Source organism: Lentibacillus halophilus (assembly GCF_039522485.1).
GTDB lineage: Bacteria > Bacillota > Bacilli > Bacillales > Amphibacillaceae > Lentibacillus > Lentibacillus halophilus.
In genome coordinates, this window is record NZ_BAAADM010000055.1 from 20,104 (window position 1) to 36,322 (window position 16,219).

Here is a 16,219-nt window from a genome sequence, read left to right on the forward strand (position 1 = left end):
TACAACAGCGAATCTATTTGAACGTTCGTGCGGCGTCGACAGCTTTTTTCCATCCGGCATACAGTTTCTCGCGTGTATCTTCCTGCATCTGGCTGTTAAATGTACGCTCTTTTTTCCACTGCTCAGCAATGTCGTTTTTATCATTCCAGTAACCGACAGCCAGACCGGCCAAATAAGCTGCCCCGAGAGCCGTTGTTTCTTGAACGACCGGGCGTTCTACCGGAACATTAAGCATGTCGCTTTGGAATTGCATTAGAAAGTTGTTTTTCACCGCGCCACCATCAACGCGCAATGTTTTTAAATGAATGCCAGAATCAGCATTCATCGCATCGAGAACATCTTTTGTTTGATAGGCGAGGGACTCAAGGGCGGCCCGAACCATATGCTCCCGCGTCGTTCCGCGAGTGATTCCGAAAAAGGCGCCGCGAACAGCGCTATCCCAGTATGGTGTTCCAAGCCCGACGAACGCTGGCACCATATAGACACCATCCGTTGAATCCACCCGTGTTGCGTAATCCTCACTTTGTGGTGACGCATCAATGATTTTCAATCCGTCACGAAGCCATTGGATAGCCGAACCGGATACAAAAATGCTACCCTCCAGAGCATATTCGACGGTGCCATCAATTCCCCAAGCCAACGTCGTCAGCAACCCGTGATCGGATCGCACCCCTTTTTCGCCGGTATTCATCAACATGAAATTACCGGTGCCGTATGTGTTTTTCACCATGCCTTTTTCAAAGCATGCCTGACCGAATAATGCCGCCTGCTGGTCACCGGCGATACCAGCGATGGGAACATTATGACCGAAGAAATGGTAATCAACCGTATGGGCATAAATGTCGGACGATTCTTTGACCTCAGGCAACATACATTTGGGCACACCCAGTATGTCCAATAGTTCGTCATCCCACGTAAGATCGTAAATGTTGAACATTAACGTTCGGGATGCATTCGAATAGTCCGTAATATGTGTTTTCCCACCCGACAGCTTGTAGACAATCCATGTATCCATAGTCCCGAATAATAAGTCGCCATTATCGGCCTTTTGCCGGGCACCATCAACGTTGTCCAGAATCCATTTCACTTTGGTTCCGGAAAAATAGGCATCAATTAATAAGCCCGTTTTTTCACGAACGGTATCCGCATACCCTTGGTCATTTAATTCCTTGCAAATATCATCGGTTTGCCGTGACTGCCAGACGATGGCTTTGTAAATCGGTTTGCCTGTATGTTTATCCCAGACAACCGTTGTTTCCCGTTGATTGGTTATACCAATGCCGGCTATTTGCGACGGATTTGCATCTGCTTTGCGCAAAACATCAGAGATGCAAGCGAGCATGGACGTCCAAATTTCATTGGCGTCATGTTCGACCCAGCCCGGCCGTTGAAAAAATTGCTCAAATTCTTTTTGCGCTGTCTCTACAACCTCGCCATTGTGATTAAACAGAATCGCCCTGGAGCTTGTTGTTCCTTGATCCAGTGACATAATGAATGTCTCACTCAACGTGTATCCCTCCTGAAAAACGGATATGTCACATAGCCGGAATCACAGCACTGAGCATCGTCATGTCAGTCTTTCTTTATGACTAATCAACCATACGTGAAACGAAACGCCCCTCATTCATTTACTCCATCGAATGCTCTTCCATCATCTCCTGTTTCATCTTCCACAACTCGTAACTTAAATCAACATAGTAGGTTTGCGGATTCAGCAATCGCAATGTTTCCGGCCATATATGAGAAAGTTGCCTTTGGTGATACTGGTGAATATTCTCCAATGCCGGCAAATCATACACCTGTTTTCCATTGACAAAGATTGGTTTCAAGAGATCAATTGCTTCGTAATCGTACACAAATTTGCATTTTTGTGGAAAAAACGGATCAAACATCTTGAGCGGTTTATCATCGACTGTTTCATGTGCCAGTGCAATATAGTCCCCTTCCGACTTCTGTGTCCTGCGGTTAATGATCCGATAAACTTTTTTGGGGCCCGGGGTGCTCACTTTCTCCAAATCTTCGGACAGTTTAATCACCGGGATCAGTTTGTTGTCATTCTCTCTGGCGACAAGCTTGTACACCCCGCCAAGGGATGGCTTGCTGGCGCCGGTGATCAACTTGGTTCCAACCCCCCACGAATCAATTTGCGCCCCTTGCATTTTTAGATGCATGATCACTTCATCATCGACTTCATTGGAAGCCATAATCTCAACATGATTCATGCCCGCATCATCGAGCATTTTTCTACCCTCAATGGAAAGGCGGGCCAAGTCACCACTATCAAGACGGATCGCCTTCAGTTTTTTTCCTTTGGCTTCAAGCATTTTACCGGTTTTGATGGCATTGGGGATCCCGGACCGCAGCGTATCATATGTATCAACGAGCAAAACTGCCTGATCGGGTAGCGCTTTCGCAAAATTTGTGAATGCTTGTTCTTCGCTGTCATGGTCCTGAATCCATGAATGAGCGTGCGTCCCTTTCGCGGGGATATTAAACAGTTTGCCGGCACGCATATTGGATGTGGCATGAAACCCGGCAATATAGGAAGCACGTGCTCCCCAAATGGCAGCGTCACCCTCTTGTGCCCGGCGTGTTCCGAATTCAATCAGTGTATCATCCTCGGCTACCTGTTTGATACGGCTCGCCTTGGTTGCAATCAAGCTTTGATAGTTCATAAAATTCAGTAGCGCTGTTTCAATCATTTGAGCTTCAAAAATACGTGCTTCAACGCGAATAAGCGGCTCGTTTGGAAACACAACTTCGCCTTCACGCATGGAATAAATGTTTCCCGAAAATGAAAATTGGCGCAGTTCGTCCAAAAATTCGGGCTCATAATCTTCTTCCTGCTGCTTTAAATAATCGATATCGTCTTCAGTGAAGTGCAAGTTGTTGATGTAATGCACAATTCGTTCAAGTCCGGCAAATACCGTATACCCATTATGAAAAGGATTCTCACGTATATACGCATCGAAAACAGCTTTTCGATTATGGGAGTTGTTTTTCCAATGTGCATACATCATGTTAATTTGGTATTTATCCGTGTGCAATGTTAAATTTTCATACTCCATTGTTCTCCCCCATTGCTTGGCTCTATTATTGGATGGCTATTATATATGAATAGCACTTGCATTAAAATTGATGGACATGATCTCCGAATGGATTGGGGTTCCCTCTTAATCGTTATTCTCTGATCGTGCTTCCATTTCTTCCTTTGTATAAATGACGTGCATCGGGTTGCCACCCACAAACGCCCCGGGGGGCACGTCCCGATTGATAAGTGTCGCTGACGATACAATCGCTCCATCACCAATCGTCACACCGGGTAAAATAGTGGTGTTGGCACCGATCATAACGTCATCACCAATCACGACCCTTCCGATGCGGTATTCGTTGATTAAATATTCATGAGCCAGGATGGTCGTATTATACCCGATAACACTATTAGTCCCCACTTCAATGTTCTCCGGAAACATAATATCAGGCATGACCATTAAGGCTAACGCTGTCTTGCCGCCAATTTCCATTCGCAGGAACGTGCGATACAGCCCATTTTTCATACGTAAAAAAGGCGTATACCGACCCAACTGGATGACAATAAAATTTTTTATGACCTTCCAAAAAGGGACGGTATCGTAAATGTGCCACAACGAATTGGCCCGTTTGACAGGGTATCGATTGGTTCTGCGCATCGACTACACTCCTATAATGGTGAAAAGATCCCGCATATCTTCCAGCATATACGTTGGATGGCATTCCAGTAAAGCTTCCCGGTCTTTCAAGGACCAGGATACGGCCGCTGTTTTCACCCCGGCATGGTTCCCGGCTTCGATGTCATGGGAGTTATCCCCTACCATTAATGTTGCCTCTGCACGCGCCCCGAGATCGTTCATCGCCATGACGACCGGCTCTGGATGCGGTTTGGCATAGGTGACATCGTCAAGCGTAATGACCGATTGGAAATACGGATCGAGACCGGTCACGTTCAATCCCATGTTGACGGTCCCCCGCAACTTTGTGGTGACGATGCCGAGCTGAACATTTTTGTCATACAGTTGATCGATTGTCGTCAATACATTCGGAAATGCCGACACAAAATCATCGTGATGCATCCTATTATGCTCCCGATACGTCTGCATCATCACCTCGGCTTGAGCGGGATCATATTGACGAAACGTATCCCGCAACGGCGGTCCAATAAATGAGATAGCTTCCTCTCGTGTGAGATTTTTGCCAAATTGATGAAACGTATGCATAAACGATTCAATAATCAATTCATTCGTATCGATCAATGTTCCATCCAAATCAAAGAGTACCGTATGAATGCCCATAGGATGCTTCCTTCCTTTGATAGTATTCGGTGTCATGAATGACGCATGACACCCCTGCTTCCAATCACTTCTTCTTATTCTTTTGGCGTTTCCGACCATCATACCGTTTCCGAGTTTTGCGCGACTTGCGCCGGTAAACAATAAGGGCAACAACCGCTGCAATCAACACAACGGAGATAAGTTGTGCCATACGAATGTCCGTTCCCGGAACATAAAGACTGTCCGTCCGCATACCTTCAATAAAGAATCGACCGGCGGAATAAGCCATGATATAGCTCAGGAACACTTCGCCACGTAACGGATTTTTGTGTCGCAACACCAAAAGAATAACAAACACAAGGATATTCCAAAGCGATTCATAAAGAAATGTCGGATGATACATTACGCCATCAATGCACATCTGATTCATTATAAAATCCGGTAAATATGTATGAAAATTGTTATAAACGGATTCAGAAATCGGGCCGCCATGTGCCTCCTGATTGATAAAATTGCCCCAGCGTCCAATGGCTTGTCCAAGAATCAGACTTGGCGCGGCAATGTCCGCCAGTTGCCAGAAAGAAACGTTTTTAATCCGTGCATAGATAATAGCTGTCAAGACAGCGCCAATTAATGCCCCATGAATGGCAATACCGCCTTCCCATACAGCAAAAATATCCCACCACGGAGGTCCTGCATAACGATCCCATTCGAAAAACACATAATAGGCCCGGGCAAAAATAATCGACATCGGAATCGCGAAAACAACCAAATCGGTCATTAAATCTTTTTGTAACCCCAGCCTATTCGATTCCTTTGTTGCTATATACAACCCTAAAAAAAGGCCAAATGCGATGATGACACCATACCAATAAATTGACAGTGACCCAATTTCTATGAAGACACGGTCCAATGCCGGTGCATTGCAGCTCATTCTTACCACTCTCCTATTCCGTGTCCGATTCCTGATCGATCATTTTCGTCAGCCGTTCCGAAAATTCTTCAGCAGCATTCACACCCATTTTCTTAAGCCGAAAATTCATCGCCGCCACCTCAATGATGACAGCAAGATTACGCCCGGGACGGACCGGTATTGTCGATTTTGGAAGCGACACATCCATAATTTTCATCGATTCTTCATCCAAACCAAGCCGGTCGTATTGCTTGCTCTCATCCCACAATTCCAAATTAATAATCATGGATATCTTTTTATAAGGACGGACCGCTCCAGCCCCGAAAAGCGTCATGACATTAATAATACCAAGGCCACGTATTTCCAGTAAATGTTCAATCAATGGCGGCGAATTGCCGATAAGGCGGTCATAATCCTCCTGATAAATTTCCACGCTGTCATCCGCGATCAGTCGATGTCCCCGCTTCACCAGTTCAAGCGCCGTTTCACTTTTACCAACACCACTTTGGCCGGTCAAAAGCACACCAACACCGTAAATATCGACAAGAACACCGTGTATTGCTGTGAACGGTGCAAATTTTCCTTCAAGGTAATTCGTCAATCGGCTAATAACACGAGTTGTCTGCCTTGGTGAATGCAAAACTGGGACGCCGGCCTCATCTGCCGTCTCGAGAATAACATCCGGAATCTCCATATCACGTGAAATGACAATAACTGGCGTAACATCGGTGCAAAGCTGTTCCATACGATCTTTTTTGTTCTCTTCGGTCAAATCAAGAAAATAGGACATTTCTGTTTTCCCGATCAGTTGCAGCCGTTCTTTCGGGTAATAATCGAAGTAGCCGGTCATTTCAATACCAGGTCGGTGAATATCACTTGAGAAGAGTTCCCGATGAACGCCATCTTTGCCGGCAACAAGCGTCAAGTTGAAATTTTTCAATAAGTCTTCGGTACGAACTTTCACCATTTATAAAACCCCCATGGGATACAGCGGTTTATTAATATATCACACACAAACGGGCTGTCACACCCCGTATCTGAACGTGGGCAAACCACATACGTAAAAATGGGGGATGAACAGCCCGTAAACATCTCATTTAGGCAATGTACCATCAGTGGGGGAAAAAGGGAAACCCCCACTGAAAGACATTGCCCATTACATTATAGCATATTTTTTCAACAAAGAATATTTAAATCAGAAAAAATCACAGGAATCGTACCTGTGAAACGTGATCAATTATGATTATGTTAGTCGATCTTTGACCAATCGGCTCAAAATCATATTGATAATGGCGAGAATCACTGCCGCCATAACAGCCGTACCGAATCCGGCAATAGAGAATGATTCATCCATAACACCCTGTGTGATCATGAGTGTCACGGCATTGACGACGAACAAAAACAGACCGAGCGACAGCAACGTAATCGGCATTGTCAAAATAACGAGAATAGGCCTTACAATAGTATTCAGAATGCCAAGGATGACACTCGCTAAAAGCGCCGTTCCGAATCCTTCCAGATAAAATCCCGTAAAAAGCCAAGCAGCAGCTGTCAAAGCGATGGCGTTCAGCACGACTGAAATGGCCCAGCGCATCAGCATTAGTGACTCTTCCCTTCACTCGGAATCACAAAAACACCGATAATATAGGCGTAAATGGACGCACCGCCGGCAAATGCCAACGCTGCAAACAACAGACGAATAATGGTGGGATCAATGTTAAAATACTCTGCCAGACCACCGCATATACCTTTGATCATTCGCTCAGAACGGGATCTATATAATCGTTTTCTCATCATTTTTCCTCCTCGTTGGTCTCATTCACTAAAATGCCAGACGTAAAACTCTTCCATACCCAATCGTTCTTTAGCTGCTTCAAAGATATCATCCGATAACGAAGGGCTTTCACTGAATTGAGTCATAACACCTTTTGCTTGTGACTGATGAGCGAGAATGGCGTCCATCTTCCGTTCAAAGTGAGCAGTAATGTCATTATTGATGTCCGGTTCCCCCAGATCCTTCGTATAATCATTAGAAATAGCCTGTGCCCAGACAACAGGGCGTGTCTCGGGGTCCATCAAGCGGACGGCTTCCACAGCAGCTGCCCCCAAAGCGTTATGATCCGGATGGATAGCGTATTCCGGATAATGGGTTACTACGAGGCTTGGATTCAGCTCTTCCAAATGACGCTTCAACGTTTTAGCAACGTCCTGCTTATCCTCAAACTCGATGGTTTTATCCCGATAACCCAATTGGCGCAAATCAATATCCAATGTGTTACAGGCATTGACCAGCTCCTCATTCCGGATATCCGGCAATGTTTCCCGATTAGCGAAAGGTGGGGTCCCCATGTTTCTGCCCATTTCTCCTAATGTCCCACATAAATACGTGACTGGGACGCCTTGTTCCCGAAATCCAGTTATCGTACCTGCCGCACCAAATGACTCATCATCCGGATGCGGATAAATAACAACGACATGCGTTTCCATTTTATTCACCTGACCCTCGTTGCTTGTTTGTGTTTTTTGTTTATTAGGATATATCTACGTTTACACGACTCACTCACCAAGTGGTGTTTTGCTAATATTCAAGGCAACCATCAACCGTCCCTCGTAATCATGGCCGGCGAGCAATAGCTGGCTATCTTTATGGAGCGTCCAATCGGTCAATCCCTCTGCATAAACCCAGCCTAGCTCCAATTTTAAACCAACGCGATATGTTTGTCCGTTTCCGATAATTTTTGCCTGTGAAAACCGTACTCGTGCATTTCGTATATAAGCGCCAACAGTGGTCGCATTCTCGTTAAAATGGCTTGCATACACGCCATTGGTTGTTTCCAAATGAACGTATACATCCTGGTTTATAAAATGTTCCAGCCAGTGTTGCACGTGCTCGATGTCAATTGGTTCCATGTGCTGTTCCTCCTACCATTTACCTTCTTATATTAGGTTATCGAAATGGGTGATGATCGTCAAAAATTTAAACCGATGTGCGGATTCAGAAAGATAAGAATCGTCGGGCCAGTTCCAGACGCATAACAGGCATGTTTTACTTGATCACGGTCATTCTAATAAGGACAGCGACGCCCTTTAAGGAACGCCGCTTCCTTGTTCACTAATTTATTTCGGCTTTTTCCCGTTCTTTCATGGCCGCCTCCATCCGTTTCCAGTCCCGTTCCAGTATCGGTTTTAAATACGTCCCAGTATAGGAGGCTTCTGTTTCAGCGATTTCTTCCGGTGTCCCGGTTGCTATAATCTCACCGCCGCCGTCACCGCCTTCCGGACCGAGATCAATAATATGGTCCGCTGTTTTGATGACATCCAGGTTGTGCTCGATAATAAGGACGGAATCGCCATTATCAACCAGACGATGCAGCACGTTCAATAGCCTGTTAATATCATCGGTGTGCAAACCTGTCGTCGGCTCATCCAAAATATAAAACGATTTGCCATTGGAGCGACGGTGGAGCTCACTTGCCAGTTTGACACGTTGTGCTTCCCCGCCGGATAGCGTAGTTGCCTGCTGTCCCAGCTTAATATAACTGAGACCTACATCATAAACCGTCTGCAGTTTTCGTTTGATTTTTGGTATATTCCCGAAAAAGTCGAGTGCTTCTTCAATCGTCATCTCCAGGACGTCGGCAATGCTTTTTCCTTTATATTCAACTTCCAATGTTTCCCGGTTATATCGTTTCCCGTGGCACACTTCACAAGGAACATACACGTCTGGGAGAAAGTGCATTTCAATCTTAATGATGCCATCGCCTTTGCATGCCTCACAACGTCCGCCCTTGACGTTAAAACTGAACCGGCCCTTTTTATAGCCGCGCACTTTCGCTTCGTTCGTTTGTGCAAACACATCGCGAATGTGATCGAACACACCGGTGTACGTAGCCGGATTGGAGCGTGGTGTCCTTCCAATCGGGGACTGGTCAATATTAATGACTTTTTCAATGTTGCCCATACCGTTAATGCGCTGATGTTTCCCCGGCTTTTGCTTAGCTCTGTGCAATTGTTTGGAGAGAGACTTATATAAAATGTCATTCACCAAAGTGCTTTTGCCGGAACCGGAGACACCTGTGATAACCGTCATAAGACCTATCGGGAACGATGCATCTACTTTTTTCAGATTGTTTTCTTCCCCCCCGACCACTTTTACTTGTCGGCGTTTATTCTGTTTTCGTCGTTTAACCGGAACCGGAATGAATTTATCTCCGGCAAGATATTGGCCTGTCAGTGAATCTTTATGTTTCATTAAATGGTCGGGCGTGTCACTGGCGACGATTTTTCCACCGTTATCACCTGCGCCCGGGCCAAAATCAATCAGGTGATCCGCCTCCAACATAGTATCTTCATCATGTTCAACGACAATCACCGTATTATCCAAGTCGCGCATCCGTTTCAGCGTGTTGATTAAGCGATAATTGTCCCGCTGGTGCAACCCGATAGACGGTTCATCGAGAACGTAGAGAACACCTGTCAGCGCGGAACCAATCTGGGTTGCCAGCCGGATCCGCTGTGCTTCCCCGCCGGAAAGTGTTCCTGCCGACCGGGAGAGTGTCAAGTAATCCAATCCCACATTGGTCATAAAGTCCAGACGATCGGTAATTTCCTTCAAAATCATCTCGGCAATCGTCTGCTCCTTCTCGGTTAAATCAAGCTGCATAAAAAACGCATTGGCTTTCGTAATCGCATAATCCGTCACGTCACTTATATGCTTACCATTTATCCGTACTGCAAGGGCTTCTTTTTTAAGCCGGTGACCGCCACAGTCCGGACAATGCTTGTGGTCCATGTATTTCCCCAGCATTTCTCTAGTAAAATCGGAGGATGTTTCGCGGTACCGTCGGGCTATATTAGGAAGAACCCCTTCAAAATAAATATCGTTGTCACGGACATTGCCAAAGTCATTGACATAATAAAAATGAATCTTTTCATGGCCGCTTCCATATAAGATTTTATCCATTTGGTGTTTCGGTATATTTTTCACCGGTATCGTCATATCAATGCCGTAATGATCACAGACACTTTTCAAAAGTTGTGGGTAATACTGCGAACTGATCGGCTCCCACGCTGCAATGGCATGGTCGTTCAATGTTTTGTCATGATCCGGAATCACCAGCTCGAGATCTGCTTCCAGATTGGTGCCGAGACCGTCACACGTTGGACAGGCCCCGTACGGACTGTTGAACGAAAACAGCCTTGGCTCCAGCTCACCAATCGAAAAACCACAGATGGGGCAAGCATGGTTTTCACTGAACATCAGTTCGTCACCGTCGACAATATCCACCATCATTTTACCGTCACCAAGGCCAAGTGCGGTTTCAATCGAGTCACTGAGTCGTCCGGCGATACCTTCTTTAACTATGATACGATCAACAACCACTTCAATCGAGTGGGATTTATTTTTTTCCAATTGAATGTCGTCTGTCACTTCTCGCATTTCCTGATCGACACGAATCCGGACGTACCCTTTCTGCTTGAGATAATCAATTGTTTTGGTGTGTTCGCCTTTTTTGCCTGATATAACCGGTGCAAGAATTTGCATCTTGGTCCGTTCCGGGTATTCCAAAATCCGATCAACCATCTGCTGAACAGTCTGGGAGCTAATTTCTATTCCATGTTCGGGACAGGTCGGTCGACCAATGCGGGCATACAACAGCCGCAGATAGTCATAAATTTCCGTTACCGTTCCAACTGTTGACCGCGGGTTTTTACTCGTTGTTTTCTGATCGATTGAAATGGCCGGTGACAAACCTTCAATGGCATCCACATCCGGTTTATCCATCTGGCCTAGGAATTGCCGGGCATAGGCGGACAGCGATTCAACGTATCGTCGCTGTCCTTCCGCATAAATGGTGTCAAATGCCAGCGAGGATTTGCCGGAACCGGATAAACCCGTGAATACGACAAGCTCATTTTTAGGGATCGAGACATCAATATTTTGCAGATTGTGTGCACGTGCACCTTGAACGTTAATTGCTTTATTGGGCATGAACGAGTCACCCTTCCGCTTTGAGTTCCAGAATAATATCACGAAGCTCGGCAGCTTTCTCGAAGTCGAGATCTTTGGCAGCTTGCTTCATGTCGTTTTCCATGTTTTTTACCATTTCCGCTTTGTCAGCTTTGCTCATCTCGGACGTATCCACATGTCTGCCTTCATACGATTCGCTATCCTCTGCGGCCACTGTTGCACGAATGACGTCCCGGACTTCTTTTCGGATCGTTGTCGGTGTAATATTATGTTTCTCATTATAAGCCATTTGTTTTTCACGACGGCGATTGGTTTCATCAATCGCCACCTGCATGGACTTGGTCACTTTATCTCCATACATAATGACTTCCCCATTTTCATTACGCGCTGCCCGGCCAGTTGTCTGAATCAGGGAGCGCTCTGAACGGAGAAACCCTTCTTTATCGGCATCAAGTATAGCGACAAGGGAGACTTCCGGTATATCCAGTCCTTCTCGCAACAAGTTAATGCCAACCAAAACATCATACGTGCCAACACGCAGATCGCGGATAATTTCAATCCGTTCCAACGTTTTGACTTCCGAATGCAAGTAGGCAACTTTAATGCCCGTTTCTTTCAAATAGTCGGTCAAATCTTCGGCCATCTTTTTCGTCAACGTCGTTACAAGCACGCGCTCATTTTGCTGCGCCCGTTTATTAATTTCCTCCATTAAATCATCCACTTGCCCGTCGATCGGACGTACATGGATTTTCGGATCCAGTAAGCCAGTTGGACGAATAATTTGTTCGGTGACATCCGGCGCTTGTTCCCGTTCATACGGTCCGGGTGTTGCCGAAACATAAATGAGCTGGTTCGTTTCTTTTTCAAATTCCCCGAACGTCAGCGGGCGGTTATCCAGTGCGGACGGCAGACGAAAGCCGTGATCGACCAAGACTTGTTTACGTGCCTTGTCCCCATTGTACATCCCTCTGATTTGGGGAAGCGTGACATGCGATTCGTCCACGACACAGAGAAAATCATCCGGAAAAAAATCCATCAATGTATAGGGGGTCGCTCCCGGCTCACGGAATGTCAAATGCCGGGAATAGTTTTCAATACCGGAACAGAAGCCCATCTCGTTCATCATTTCCAAATCGTAGTTGGTCCGCTGCTCCAGCCGTTGCGCTTCAAGCAGTCTATCCTGCTCACGGAGTTCCGCCAGTCGTTCCTGCAGCTCGCTTTCAATGTTTTTAATGGCTTTTTTCAGCTTTTCATCTCCTGTGACAAAGTGGGATGCCGGGAAAATAGCCACGTGTTCCCGGTCCCCGACGATTTCACCGGTCAGGGCATCCACTTCCCGAATTCTGTCAATTTCATCACCAAAAAATTCAACACGGATACAGTGTTCTTCTCTGGAAACCGGAATCACTTCGACCGAATCGCCACGTACACGGAACGTACCACGCTGAAAATCGATATCATTGCGGGCGTACTGAATATCGACGAGTTCGCGCAGAAGTTGGTCCCGGTCCTTTTCCATACCCATGCGGAGTGAGAGAACCTGACTTTTATATTCGTCCGGCGAACCAAGTCCATAAATGCATGATACACTGGCCACAACCAGCACATCGCGCCGCTCAAACAGGGAAGACGTCGCTGAATGCCGAAGTTTATCAATTTCGTCATTGACACTGGCGTCCTTTTCTATAAATGTATCGGTTGAGGGCACATAGGCTTCGGGCTGATAATAATCATAATAGCTGACAAAATACTCGACGGCATTGTTCGGAAACAACTCTTTAAACTCGCTGTACAGTTGTCCGGCGAGCGTTTTGTTATGAGCAATAACGAGCGTCGGCCGATTAATTTCCGTCAATACATTGGAAACTGTGAAGGTCTTACCCGTTCCGGTTGCACCAAGCAATGTCTGATGCCGTTGACCCGATTTGACTTTGTCAATCATTTCAGCAATGGCTTCAGGCTGATCGCCACTGGGGTCATACTGTGCCTTGAGATCAAATTTATTTTCCAAACCAAAACCTCCGTTCTCTGGTTCCCTTTCATTCTATCATAATGACTGTATTATTTGAACGGAAAAAGCGAACACACATTCGTTTAATGACTAGGTCTATCCCCATTTTACCCGATTCATCAGGCAAAAATCATGCATCATGCTCAGCGTAACGACACACGGCATTTGCCTGTAAGGAAATGGGGCGACTATGAAGACAGTTATTCCATATACAGACAAAAAAACATTAGCAGGCGTGTCTGCTAATGCCGATTGTTCAATATGTTTACCAAGAGTTCTGATAACGGTCTGTCCTCAAGTTGACGATGGTAATCATGTATTTGTTTGCGGTAATTCTCCTGCTCTCTTTGGCTTCCAAAAAAACGAACAATTTCCTGTTCCGGGTTGTTGTGGAGGTCAACCATCATAGCCACACCGAGACGGTTCAGTTCCCGGGCATTTATTTTTTCCTGACCGGGCAATGGCGCGTACATGAAGATCGGCTTTTGCTTCATCAGGCATTCACTGATGGTGACCCCGCCCGGTTTTGTCAGAACAGCATCGATCCTGTCGTAAATAGCATTCATTTCCGCTTTATGATCAATGTACGGGATGGGTGTTACGTTATCAAACTGTTTGCTGAGCAGCTCTCTGTGCAATGATTCATTCTTGCCGCATAACACGTAGTAATGGATGGCTTCCGACGAAAGAGATGACAGCAGTTTCCTAATTAGTCCGGCTCCTAAACTCCCGCCTGTTACGAGCACCTTTATGGTTCCAGCTGTTTTTGCTTTGAATTCCTTTGCCTGAAAGACAGGGTGAATAGGGACTCCGGTCACCAACACTCGTTCTTCCGAAACCCCATTTTTAACAAGGAATGTTTTTGCTGCAGCTGTTGGTACGAGGTGATAATCAATAGCGTCGATGCCCCAGACATCATTGATGAAAAAATCTGTATATGCGTTCACCGTGATCGATCGCAGCCGATTTTTCAGCTTTAAGCTGCTTGCCAAATTCGAAGGCAGTGCATGTGTGGAAATGAGGATGTGCGGATCATGCTGCGTTACAAGCCGTTTAAAAAAATACAGGAACATTGCCTCATAAAAGCGGTTTCGTCGATGCAGCGATTGTTCCTTACAAGCAGCAAGTCTGTACAGACGGTCATATACACCGGGAAAGAATTTGATCCAGTTCAGGTAAGCGGAGGATACAGCCTTTTCCATATTTCCATAGCTATACGACAGTATATCCACTTTTTCACATGCCATATCAGCGCGGATCGACTGAACGGTTTCCATTAACGCATCTGCAACATGATGATGACCTGTCGGGATTTGCATGAATGGTAAAAATAGAGCGTTTTTTGTTTCCATCGTATCACCTCCATCAGAACGCCTTTGCATGGATTGAATTACCAATGCGAAAACCTGTGCATACATGCTATACTTTTATCGAAAGGAGTAATGTAATGACATTTTTAATAATTGCTTTGATAACTTTATTTATCAGTTATTTTTTATTTGCATCTTATAGAAACACAAAAGATATTCAGATAAATAAAATTAATATCGCATCGGAGTCTGCTCAAAAGAACGCCTCATTATCCATCCTTCACCTGTCTGACCTGCACTTGGAGAACATATCATTAACCCCATTACAACTGGCACGTAAATTGGAAAATGAACCCGTCGACATGATTGCACTAACTGGCGATTTCCTTGATCGAAAACGAAGCATTCCCAAGTTGCTACCATATTTACATGTTCTGAGTAACAAGAAACCCGCTTACGGGATCTATGCTGTTTTAGGCAATCATGACTATGTTCTAAAAGGCCAGGATTTGGCGGATTTGACAGATGTGCTGGAACAAAATGATGTTCACGTTTTGCAGAATGAAAGTGATACACTTACAGTGAATGGACAAACCATTAATATTATCGGGATTGATGATTACAGCACAAATCGGAGCAATTTGCCTTTAGCTTATCAGGATGTTCAATGCGGTACGAATATCGTGCTGACACATGATCCCAACGTTGTATTGGAAATGCAGGGATATTCATTTGACTATCTCATGGCTGGCCATTTTCACGGAGGTCAAATCTGTTACCCGAAAGCATACCATTTGGCTAAAATGGGAAAGCTTGCCCGACAAAACAGGATAAAAGGATTGCATAGTCATAATAAGACACCATTTTATATCAGTGAGGGACTTGGTCAGACTGGACTTAATATCCGGGTCGGCAGCAGACCTGAAATAACATTTCACCAGGTTCCAGTTAGCAGTCCCAAAAGCGCCTAACCAAAATGGTTGAATTGATTCAGTAATCGATTCTTTGACATAAATAGATAAACTGGCGGATTCCGGCTTGACGCATTGGCAATAAAGCTTATAGGCAGGAATGAAGCTTTTTTTAAAAAACGATAACAAGTGTTCCGGATCGGAGCTGTCTCAAATCCGAGACGTCCGGTTCCTTTGCATAACATGGTAATACCTATTATTGCTTTTATGTCATGGTGTCTGTTGTGTGTTTGAACGTACCGGGAAAGACACTGCAAGTCATTCCGTATCATGTGATAAATAAGCACGGCCCTGTTCATTTCACTGTTAGCTTTCTTTAGCTCGCGAATCATTCGTGCATTATGCAAATGAATTTTCAAAAGCAAGTCATTTTTTAAAATGGATGTCCCGTCCCCCAGTACAATATTGGAACCTTTGTACTTCGTTAACCTTACACGAAATATTGTTTTGTTGTCTCTATGATCCGTTACGTATTCAAGTTTTGTAAAATTGTAGTAAATCGGATCAATAATACGCCATACATTCAACAAATAATGTTTCATACCTCTTACCCCTCTGTAACGGTTTTGGCTTCTTTATTTTGTATTAAAACGATGAGAAATATAGCAGGAACTTTCATCCAGACCCAGGAATATATCGATGATTTTTTACAAGCTGCTTGATATCCTGATCGGTCATACTTTTTGCGAAGAGGATGCAGATCTTCGCCTAATTCGTATAATGAATAAAAGAAAAA

16 protein-coding genes are annotated in these 16,219 nt (G+C 45.1%); 1 reads left to right on the forward strand and 15 read right to left on the reverse strand.

The features are described from left to right. Positions 1-13: 13 nt before the first annotated feature. The 13 genes from glpK to ABDZ72_RS12960 form a co-directional block, all read right to left on the reverse strand. Positions 14-1,507 carry a glycerol kinase GlpK gene (gene glpK / locus ABDZ72_RS12900; RefSeq protein WP_343753805.1) on the reverse strand — a complete coding sequence of 498 codons (1,494 nt, stop codon included), beginning with the start codon at positions 1,505-1,507 and terminating at the stop codon, positions 14-16. Between the two features lie 121 nt (positions 1,508-1,628). Then, positions 1,629-3,068, reverse strand: a complete 1,440-nt coding sequence (locus tag ABDZ72_RS12905; protein WP_343753807.1) for a nicotinate phosphoribosyltransferase — start codon at positions 3,066-3,068, stop codon at positions 1,629-1,631. A 105-nt stretch (positions 3,069-3,173) separates the two neighbouring features. Next, a complete protein-coding gene (locus ABDZ72_RS12910; RefSeq protein WP_343753809.1) occupies positions 3,174-3,689 on the reverse strand; it encodes an acyltransferase in 516 nt (171 codons plus the stop codon). A 3-nt stretch (positions 3,690-3,692) separates the two neighbouring features. Further along, positions 3,693-4,328: a pyrophosphatase PpaX gene (gene ppaX, locus ABDZ72_RS12915; protein WP_343753811.1), complete on the reverse strand. Its 636-nt coding sequence runs from the start codon at positions 4,326-4,328 to the stop codon at positions 3,693-3,695. 64 nt (positions 4,329-4,392) lie between these two features. Next, entirely contained in the window at positions 4,393-5,241 is an 849-nt protein-coding gene (lgt, locus tag ABDZ72_RS12920) for a prolipoprotein diacylglyceryl transferase (RefSeq protein WP_343753813.1), read from the reverse strand. A 13-nt stretch (positions 5,242-5,254) separates the two neighbouring features. Then, positions 5,255-6,187 (reverse strand): HPr(Ser) kinase/phosphatase, encoded by a 933-nt coding sequence (gene hprK / locus ABDZ72_RS12925; protein ID WP_343753815.1) that lies wholly within the window; start codon positions 6,185-6,187, stop codon positions 5,255-5,257. A gap of 276 nt (positions 6,188-6,463) precedes the next feature. Next, complete coding sequence (locus tag ABDZ72_RS12930; RefSeq protein WP_343753817.1) at positions 6,464-6,820, reverse strand: phage holin family protein; 357 nt, start codon at positions 6,818-6,820, stop codon at positions 6,464-6,466. Further along, the gene (locus tag ABDZ72_RS12935; protein ID WP_343753819.1) at positions 6,820-7,014 is read right to left on the reverse strand and encodes a PspC domain-containing protein; all 195 of its coding nucleotides are present in this window, start codon (positions 7,012-7,014) and stop codon (positions 6,820-6,822) included. The genes ABDZ72_RS12930 and ABDZ72_RS12935 overlap by 1 nt, the downstream gene beginning before the upstream one ends. A 21-nt stretch (positions 7,015-7,035) precedes the next feature. Continuing rightward, positions 7,036-7,707, reverse strand: a complete 672-nt coding sequence (gene bshB2, locus ABDZ72_RS12940; RefSeq protein ID WP_343754212.1) for a bacillithiol biosynthesis deacetylase BshB2 — start codon at positions 7,705-7,707, stop codon at positions 7,036-7,038. Between the two features lie 69 nt (positions 7,708-7,776). Further along, complete coding sequence (locus ABDZ72_RS12945) at positions 7,777-8,130, reverse strand: YojF family protein (RefSeq protein WP_343753821.1); 354 nt, start codon at positions 8,128-8,130, stop codon at positions 7,777-7,779. A gap of 202 nt (positions 8,131-8,332) precedes the next feature. After that, positions 8,333-11,212 (reverse strand): excinuclease ABC subunit UvrA, encoded by a 2,880-nt coding sequence (uvrA, locus tag ABDZ72_RS12950; RefSeq protein ID WP_343753823.1) that lies wholly within the window; start codon positions 11,210-11,212, stop codon positions 8,333-8,335. 7 nt (positions 11,213-11,219) lie between these two features. Beyond that, positions 11,220-13,202 carry an excinuclease ABC subunit UvrB gene (gene uvrB / locus ABDZ72_RS12955; protein ID WP_343753825.1) on the reverse strand — a complete coding sequence of 661 codons (1,983 nt, stop codon included), beginning with the start codon at positions 13,200-13,202 and terminating at the stop codon, positions 11,220-11,222. 242 nt (positions 13,203-13,444) lie between these two features. After that, a complete protein-coding gene (locus tag ABDZ72_RS12960; protein WP_343753827.1) occupies positions 13,445-14,554 on the reverse strand; it encodes an MGDG synthase family glycosyltransferase in 1,110 nt (369 codons plus the stop codon). 95 nt (positions 14,555-14,649) lie between these two features. Between ABDZ72_RS12960 and ABDZ72_RS12965 the strand changes: the two genes are divergently transcribed. After that, positions 14,650-15,483 carry a metallophosphoesterase gene (locus tag ABDZ72_RS12965; RefSeq protein WP_343753829.1) on the forward strand — a complete coding sequence of 278 codons (834 nt, stop codon included), beginning with the start codon at positions 14,650-14,652 and terminating at the stop codon, positions 15,481-15,483. Here the strand turns inward: ABDZ72_RS12965 and ABDZ72_RS12970 are convergent. Both ABDZ72_RS12970 and ABDZ72_RS12975 read right to left on the reverse strand, forming a co-directional pair. After that, complete coding sequence (locus tag ABDZ72_RS12970) at positions 15,480-16,025, reverse strand: YkoP family protein (RefSeq protein WP_343753831.1); 546 nt, start codon at positions 16,023-16,025, stop codon at positions 15,480-15,482. The genes ABDZ72_RS12965 and ABDZ72_RS12970 overlap by 4 nt on opposite strands. A 5-nt stretch (positions 16,026-16,030) precedes the next feature. Next, positions 16,031-16,219 (reverse strand): hypothetical protein (locus ABDZ72_RS12975; RefSeq protein ID WP_343753833.1); only part of this gene is annotated, 189 nt, incomplete at its 5' end.